Below are 8,203 nucleotides of genomic sequence, written 5' to 3' on the forward strand. Positions count from 1 at the left end.
GGTGCCGCCGCTGAAGTGGCGCATGTCGCGGCGTTCGGCGATGGCGCGGTAGACCGCGTCGCGTTCGGCCTGGCTGAAAGTGGCGTCGCTCATGGCCTCTTCGCGGGCAAGCCCGCTCCCACAGTTGATGGTGCGCTGTTTGAAGAAACTCGATCACCTGTGTGAGCGGCGGTGCGACGACGCGACTCGCTCGCGAAGGCGACCTCCCGGTCAGGCGCCAAAAGTGCAGCTACTGCCACCGGATTCGACGGAAAATAAAAGTGCACATAAGAAGCCGTCATCCGCCCCTCACGATAAACCGCCTCCGCCCCACGCCCGCCGTTCGGGCTCAACCCCCGGGCGATCGGCTCAAGTTCGGTATGGGTCAGCGAATGGTGGTAGGTATGCCCACGTAACGCACCCTCAGGCAACTCGACCACCTGCAAGGCCAGCGCGGCCAGGCGCTTCTGCATGACCGCATCCCCCGCCAGTAGCCCCACCAGCTCGGCACGCGTGCCTTCGACATCGGTCAACGAATCGAGCAGATACAGCATCCCGCCGCACTCGGCCAGCAAAGGTTTGCCTGCACCATGGTGCGCCCGGATTGCCGCCAGCATCGAGGCGTTTCCAGCCAGAGCCGCATGATGCAATTCAGGGTAACCGCCCGGCAGATAAAGACTGTCCGCCTCGGGCAACCCGGCATCACGGATCGGCGAGAAAAACCGCAACTCGGCGCCCATGGCCCGCAGCAGATCCAGGCTCGCACCATAGGTAAACGCGAAGGCCTCATCACGGGCCACCGCGATGCGCACGCCTGCGAGCAAAGGTTGGGCAACCATCAAGTCCGGCGCGGCGAATTCCACCGCCGGCGGCAACGCGACTTCACAGCTGCTGGCCAAGGCGTTCGCGGCAGCATCGAGACGCAGGTCCAGGTCGTTCAGTTCGCTGGCCTGCACCAGGCCGAGGTGACGACTTGGCAGCTCGATCCCGGTCTCTCGGGACAACGCGCCATACCAGCGCAACCCTTCAGTCAGGCTGCCTTCAAGCAACTGCGCGTGACGCAACGTGCCCACGCGATTGGCCAGCACGCCGGCAAACGGCAAATCCGGCTGATAGCGCGCCAACCCCAGGGCCAGGGCGCCAAAGGTCTGTGCCATGGCGGTGCCATCGATCACCGCCAGCACCGGCACGCCAAAATGCCGCGCAAGGTCGGCACTGGAAGGCGTGCCGTCGAACAGCCCCATCACCCCTTCGATCAGGATCAGGTCTGCCTCACCGGCGGCTTCCCACAAGAGGCGACGACTGTCTTGCTCGCCAACCATCCACATGTCCAGCTGATAAACCGGGGCACCGCTGGCGCGCTCGAGAATCATCGGGTCGAGAAAGTCCGGGCCACACTTGAACACGCGCACCTTGCGCCCCTGGTTGCGGTGCAACCTGGCCAGCGCGGCCGTCACGGTGGTCTTGCCTTGGCCGGAAGCCGGCGCGGCAATCAATACTGCCGGGCAATGCCGAGGCTGTCTCACAATTCGACGCCTTTTTGCGCCTTGATGCCGGCCTGAAACGCGTGTTTGACCACGCCCATATCAGTCACGGTATCGGCCAACTCAATCATCTCCGGCTTGGCACCGCGGCCGGTCACCACCACGTGCTGCATCGGCGGACGGGCCTGCAAATCACTGAGCACTTGATCGAGATCTAAATAACCGTGCTTGAGAGCGATGTTCAATTCATCCAGCACCACCAGACCGATCGAGGGGTCACACAGCAATTCACGTGACACCGCCCACGCAGCTTCGGCAGCAGCGATATCCCGCTGGCGATCCTGGGTTTCCCAGGTGAAACCTTCGCCCATGACATGAAATCGCACCTGCTCCGGGAAGCGCCGGAAGAACAGCTCTTCACCGGTGCTGTTTCGGCCCTTGATGAACTGCACGACTCCGCACTGCATGCCATGGCCCATGGACCGCGCGAGCATGCCGAACGCCGAGCTGCTTTTGCCCTTGCCATTGCCGGTGAGCACCAGCAGCAAGCCGCATTCATTCGGCGAGTTGGCGATGCGTTCGTCGATCACGGCTTTTTTGCGCAACATGCGCGCCAGGTGGCGTTCGTCACGATCGGGGGTATCAGTCATGGGGGAGCTCTCCGTTGGGGCTGGATAACGGCGGGCAGGCACAAGAATAGATGGCAAGAAGCCTGGCATCGCCCACCGTGATGCCGCTGGATGGATCAGGCCGGTCTCCGGGCTCATGAGCGGCTATTGGCCTGACTGCGCGCCTTCCCATGCCGATGACTCGACACAGTGGCACAAGGCGCAGTCTTCACTCATTTACCGTTGCGGGGGCAGCGCCGGGATCATGATCAGTCTTGCTCGGAAGTGATCATTCACCGGCTTCCCTGTTTCACCCTGTCGACGACGTCACAGGGCACCTGAAACAAGCCGCGAAGGTTAGAGGGTTGGGGGGGGAGCGTCAATTAAAGTCCGGCCTGGTGGGCTGAAATGGTTATGCCCCATTGAACCATCGCGCATTTGCGCTTCTCTACTAAAGAGATCAATGCATTCATAGGGAAGGTCAGCATGCGCAAGCCTCAGCTCGTTTTCGTCATCGCCCTCGCCGGAGGGCTTACCGCCTGCGGTGAAACATCCAGCTTGCAGGTCTCTGACGGCACCGGGCCGTCACCCAAATTGCCGGAACCGAACAAAACCCTGATACCGACGGTGAACATCGCCCCAGCCATCGGCTGGGCGGATGGTGCCAAGCCAACCGCTATCGCCGGAACCCAGGTGGCCGCATTCGCCGAAGGGCTCGATCACCCGCGCTGGCTGTATGTGCTGCCCAATGGTGACGTGCTGGTGGCTGAAACCAATGCCCCACCCAAACCTGACGACAGCAAAGGCATCAAGGGCTGGGTCATGAAGAAAGTCATGGGCCGCGCCGGCGCCGGCGTGCCCAGTCCTAACCGCATCACGCTGCTGCGCGACAAGGACCATGACGGCATCGCCGAGACGCGCACGACGTTTCTGGAAAACCTCAACTCGCCGTTTGGAATGACCCTGGTGGGCAACGACTTGTATGTCGCGGACACCGACCAGCTGCTGCGCTTCCATTATCAAAACGGCGATACGCAGATCAAGTCACAACCGATCAAGGTAGTCGACCTGCCGGGCGGCACACTGAATCATCATTGGACGAAAAACGTGATTGCCAGCGAGGACGGCAGCAAGTTGTACGTCACTGTGGGATCGAATAGTAACGTTGCGGAAAACGGCATGGACAAGGAGGAAGGCCGCGCAGCTATCTGGGAAGTAGATCGCGCCACCGGCAATCACCGAATCTTCGCCTCCGGCCTGCGCAATCCCAACGGGATGGCTTGGGAACCCCACACCGGCGCCCTGTGGACCGCCGTCAACGAGCGCGACGAAATCGGCAGCGACCTGGTGCCGGACTACATCACCTCGGTCAAGGACGGTGCATTTTACGGCTGGCCCTACAGCTACTACGGCCAGCACGTGGATGTACGGGTCGAGCCACAGAATCCGGACCTGGTCGCCAAGGCCATCGCCCCGGATTACGCGGTTGGCCCGCATACCGCATCGCTGGGCCTGACCTTCGCCAAAGGCAACACCTTGCCTTCGCAGTTCAAGGAAGGCGTTTTCATTGGCCAGCACGGTTCGTGGAACCGCAAACCCCACAGTGGCTACAAGGTGATTTTTGTGCCGTTCAACGCCGGCAAACCGAACGGGCAGCCGATCGACGTGCTGACCGGCTTCCTCAACGAAGACGAAAAAGCCATGGGCCGCCCGGTGGGCGTAGTGATTGATCAGCAAGGGGATTTGCTGGTGGCGGATGATGTGGGGAACAAGGTGTGGCGGGTGTCGGCGGTTAAATAATGCGCCTGGGGCGGAATCCTGCCCTGTGGCAGCCAACTCGCCCCCGCAGCGCATATCGTCAGTTCTGAGGGTGCGCCCGATCAAGCCAGCGCAGTGCGCAGGCTTGATGCTGTGGCCAACCCGGCAGCCAACTACGGATTGCGCGCCAGATGCTCCGGCTGCAACACTCGCTTGGCACTTAAATACGCCTTCTGCCAATAAGCCTTGGACAGGCTGTCCAGCTTGACCGTACCACCGGTTGCCGGCGCATGCACAAAGCGCCCTTCACCGACATAGATACCGGCGTGACTGACCTGGGAACCGCCATTGGTGGCGAAGAAAATCAGGTCGCCCGTTTGCAAACCCTCCTTGCCCACGCTGGCCGCCTGCATCCCGATCATCTCGCGAGTCGTACGCGGCAACGTGATACCGGCGACATCACGGTATACGTAGCCAATCAGCCCACTGCAATCAAATCCAGAGTCCGGTGTGTTACCGCCCCAACGGTAAGGCGTGCCCACCAAACCCAACGCGCGAAACAGCACGTCTTCGGCCTCAGGGGTAAATGGCTGAGCAGGACCAAACACAAGGGGAGCGCGGATCACCGGTGCCGGGGCTGGCGACGGAGTGCGGCTGGCACAGGCGCTGAGCAGCGCTGCGGCGATAATGAGCACAAGGCGGGCCGACGTCTTCATATACAGAACACCCTGATCTGGCTGCGGCTACTTCCACCGGAAGGGCAGAAAAGAAAACCGCCGGCGCAATGCGCAGGCGGTTAGCCATCAATAATAAATCAGGATTCTAGACGCTATACAGCAAACTTCAAGTAAGACTTTAAGTTCGCCCTACAAACTGTAGGCTTACTTGCGAGCGGTGACGATGGTCGGTGCCATCGCGAGTGCGCGTTTGGCCTCGATGAAGGTTTTGCTCCAGTAGCTGTCACCCAGGCTATCAACCCGGACACCACCACTGCGCCGACTGCTGGAGTGGATGAACTGGTCATCTCCCAGGTAGATGCCGGCATGGCTAACGCGTCCGCGACGACCATTGGTAGCGAAGAACAGCAGATCGCCTGGCTTGAGATTACTGCGAGAAACCAGCGGCGCATCCACGTTGATCATTTCCCGTGTCGAGCGCGGCAGGTTCATGCCGGCTTCTTCACGGAACAGATAGCCGATGAAGCCACTGCAGTCGAAACCGGCTTCAGAGGTCCCACCAAAACGGTAGCGGGTACCGATCAGGGACATACCGCGCTCAAGGATGCTGTCTGCCAGTACCGGCAGCTGGTACGACTTGCCGTCAGCAAAGCTGGCGAGCTGTTTTTCGGCAGCCGGATCTTCCTGGAAAGGAGTTTCCAGATAACGAACGGAGGAGGATTGGGCGGTAGCGGCAGTTTTGACCGGTTGCTGGGGCGCAGGCTCGGAGACTGGAGAGTGAGCGGCGCAGCCGAACAGCAAGGTAACGAGTGCGAGAGGCACGAGGGGTGCGAAGCGATTTAGCATGGGCACGACCGTGGCTGATGGTTGTAAAGAAGCCGAGACTATGCCCGCTATCATCCTCATTTGCAAATTCAATCGAACTTTATGTGACTTTTCGGTTTCGAGAATCCATCTAAGCGCTAATGCCCTATTTAGACACCCGCGCGGCTTGCACCCTGCAAGAAAGCGGATTTTCTCGTGCCTGATAAGTAGCAAAAGGCCTGCAGGGCTTGGGGCTACCAGCCTAATGTTTCTTTCAGAAACGGAATTGTCAGCTTGCGCTGGGCTTGCAGGGATGCCTGATCCAGCTGTTCAAGCAATTCGAACAGCGCACTCATGCTGCGCGTCCCGCGGGTCAGGATAAAATGCCCCACTTCATCGGTCAGGTGCAGGCCGCGACGGGAAGCGCGCAATTGCAGTGCGCGCAACTTGTCTTCGTCGGACAGAGGACGCATCTGGAATATCAGGGCCAGAGTCAATCGTGACTTGAGGTCCGCCAGCTTCACCGGCAGTTCCCGCGGCGAAGTCGATGCGGCTATCAATAGCCGCCGACCACTGTCGCGCAGGCGATTGAACAGATGGAACAGAGCCTCTTCCCAATCCGCGCGCCCCGCCACCGCCTGGAGATCATCCAGGCAGACCAGTTCGTACTGTTCGAGGTTGTCTAGAATTTCGATGCCGCGATCCAGTAGTTCGGCCAGCGGCAGATACACCGCCGGCTCGCCCATCTGTTCGAAGCGCAAACAGGCAGCCTGCAGCAGGTGCGTACGCCCCACGCCGTCCTTGCCCCACAGGTAAATCAGGCTTTCTGTCCAGCCGGCGTCGGCTTCGCAGAGTCGCTCGACATAGCCGAGTGCTGCGGCATTGGCGCCTGGGTAATAATTGATAAAGGTAGCGTCATCACGCAGACGCACACCTAGGGGCAGCTGAATCGGTTTCATGCTGACTGAACAGTTCCAACGGAACCGTTAGTGGCCTCTGTGTAAAGTTTGCGAAGTTTATACCCGTGAGGCTGACCGCACAATGCGACAGACCACAAGCAAAATCAAAGGTTTGCGTTAACTAGCTGGTTTGATCACAGATTCTCTGACGGCGCAGGCGCATATTGCACACGTCGCCCACACCGCCCGGCACGGGACCAGGCGGGGGAGCGCACCTCAATAAAGCGCCCTAAAGTTCGGGCTCCTCGCCACTGTAGATGCCCGAACTCTTGTACAAATCATGAATGTGGCGCACCAACACCATAATCACCGCAGCCACCGGCAAGGCCAGCAGAATACCGGTGAATCCGAACAGTTCACCGCCAGCAAGAATTGCAAATATCACCGCCACCGGGTGCAAGCCTATCCGATCCCCAACCAGTAAGGGCGTGAGCACCATACCCTCCAAGGCCTGCCCCACCATGAACACGGCAACGATGCCGATCATCGGGTACAAATCGCCGCCAAACTGGAACAGCCCGGCGATCAACGCAGCACCGATACCGATCACGAAGCCCATGTACGGCACAATGGCCGCCAGGCCTGCGATCAGGCCGATCAACAACCCAAGCTCAAGCCCGATGAGCATCAGGCCCGCCGCATAGATGACGCCCAGCGCCACCATCACCAGCAACTGCCCGCGCACAAACGCGCCCAACACTTCATGGCATTCGCCCGCCAGACTGACCACGCGCTCTTCACGATTGCGCGGCAGCAGGCTGCGGATCTTGGCCATCATCAGGTCCCAGTCCCGCAGCAGGTAGAAACCCACCACCGGAATCAGCACCAGGTTCGCCAGCCAGCTGATCACCGCCAGGCTGGAAGCAGTTGCCTGGCTCAGCACCAAGCCGACTATGTCAGAGGTCTGGCCCATGTGCTCGCTGATCGCCGCCTTGAGCTTGTCGAACCTCCAGAAGCCGTCCGACAAACCGAATTTCGACTGCGCCCATGGCAATGCCGTGTGCTGCAGCCAATCGAGCATCTGCGGTGCCAGTTCATAAAGGCGCAGCAATTGCTTGGCCAGCATCGGCACCAACACCAGCAGCAGTGTCGTGACTATCAAGGTGAACAGCGCAAATACCGCGACCACTCCCCAGGTCCGTGAGAGGCCTGCCTTCTCCAGCCTATCCACCAGAGGATCAAACAGGTAGGCCAACAGCAACGCCACCAGAAACGGCGTCAGGATTGGATGCAACAGCCAGACAAACGCGCAGAGCAGGACTATCCCACCCAACCAGAACCAACGCCGCGTATCGGCCATGAATCACTCCTGCATCTATATAAGCGAAAGAAAAAACTACCAGCGAAAACGTAACTGTGGAACCGGGGCCGGGGTTGGCGTAATAGCGGGCGTCGTCCCATCGGCTATAGGCTGTACCGGCGGCACCGGTGCCGGGACCTCCCCGGCTGGCAACTCCTGCAACTTCGCCAGGGACAACTGAGCCTTCAACTGTTCGGCACTGCCTCGAACCCGATAGAGAATCCGGTCACCGTTGACGCTCTGCAAGCGCATGCCAAAGGGCTCCAGCAAACGCCCGAGCGCGGCATAGCGCTCTAAATTCATGCCCTGAACCTCAAGCAATTGCTCGCCCGAGGCACCTGGCTTGACGACAAAACGCGGCGCCAGTCGCTCACTGACGGCCAGCATCACGGCATCTGCTACAGCGGCCTGATCGGCACCCTGCACGCTGCCTGCTTCTTTCTTGTCGCCCAACCACAAACTCCAGGTCGCCTGCCACTGGCCGCTCTCCTCCTTGGCATGCACGGCGAGCAGGGCGTCGGCGTTGTAACGCTCCGACGCGCTACGCAGCGGCACCGCATCGCCACCTTCCAGGGCCGGTCCGGTCGCCAGCAGTTGTTCGCTCAGGTCCGCCAGCGGCAAGCGCAAGGGCAGC

General features: G+C 60.3%; 8 protein-coding genes, 1 pseudogene and 1 riboswitch. Of the genes and pseudogenes, 1 reads left to right on the top strand and 8 read right to left on the bottom strand.

What is annotated here, in order from left to right:
- The 3 genes and pseudogenes from L9059_RS30190 to cobO all read right to left on the bottom strand — a co-directional run.
- A pseudogene (locus tag L9059_RS30190) lies at positions 1-93 on the bottom strand (5,6-dimethylbenzimidazole synthase); the annotation flags it as partial.
- A complete protein-coding gene (locus L9059_RS30195) occupies positions 90-1,505 on the bottom strand; it encodes a cobyrinic acid a,c-diamide synthase CobB (RefSeq protein WP_247296009.1) in 1,416 nt (471 codons plus the stop codon). The pseudogene L9059_RS30190 and the gene L9059_RS30195, both read right to left, overlap by 4 nt.
- Entirely contained in the window at positions 1,502-2,113 is a 612-nt protein-coding gene (gene cobO, locus L9059_RS30200; protein WP_247296090.1) for a cob(I)yrinic acid a,c-diamide adenosyltransferase, read from the bottom strand. The genes L9059_RS30195 and cobO overlap by 4 nt, the downstream gene beginning before the upstream one ends.
- 81 nt (positions 2,114-2,194) lie before the next feature.
- Positions 2,195-2,428, bottom strand: a riboswitch (cobalamin riboswitch).
- A 129-nt stretch (positions 2,429-2,557) separates the two neighbouring features.
- On the opposite strand from cobO, the gene L9059_RS30205 reads away from it, so the two are divergent.
- On the top strand, positions 2,558-3,871 hold the full coding sequence (locus L9059_RS30205) for a PQQ-dependent sugar dehydrogenase (protein ID WP_247296125.1): 1,314 nt from the start codon (positions 2,558-2,560) through the stop codon (positions 3,869-3,871).
- Between the two features lie 131 nt (positions 3,872-4,002).
- Here the strand turns inward: L9059_RS30205 and L9059_RS30210 are convergent, their stop codons facing one another.
- The 5 genes from L9059_RS30210 to L9059_RS30230 all read right to left on the bottom strand — a co-directional run.
- Positions 4,003-4,545 (bottom strand): C40 family peptidase, encoded by a 543-nt coding sequence (locus L9059_RS30210; RefSeq protein ID WP_247296128.1) that lies wholly within the window; start codon positions 4,543-4,545, stop codon positions 4,003-4,005.
- A 165-nt stretch (positions 4,546-4,710) separates the two neighbouring features.
- Complete coding sequence (locus tag L9059_RS30215) at positions 4,711-5,352, bottom strand: C40 family peptidase (protein ID WP_247296131.1); 642 nt, start codon at positions 5,350-5,352, stop codon at positions 4,711-4,713.
- Positions 5,353-5,564: 212 nt separating this feature from the next.
- Positions 5,565-6,269, bottom strand: a complete 705-nt coding sequence (gene hda, locus L9059_RS30220) for a DnaA regulatory inactivator Hda (RefSeq protein ID WP_045060556.1) — start codon at positions 6,267-6,269, stop codon at positions 5,565-5,567.
- A gap of 229 nt (positions 6,270-6,498) precedes the next feature.
- Positions 6,499-7,569 (bottom strand): AI-2E family transporter, encoded by a 1,071-nt coding sequence (locus L9059_RS30225; protein WP_247296163.1) that lies wholly within the window; start codon positions 7,567-7,569, stop codon positions 6,499-6,501.
- 36 nt (positions 7,570-7,605) lie between these two features.
- A partial coding sequence (locus L9059_RS30230; protein ID WP_247296180.1) for a DUF2066 domain-containing protein occupies positions 7,606-8,203 on the bottom strand: 598 nt, incomplete at its 5' end.

The sequence above is a fragment of the Pseudomonas violetae genome, from assembly GCF_023072615.1.
In the GTDB taxonomy this organism is placed as follows: domain Bacteria; phylum Pseudomonadota; class Gammaproteobacteria; order Pseudomonadales; family Pseudomonadaceae; genus Aquipseudomonas; species Aquipseudomonas violetae.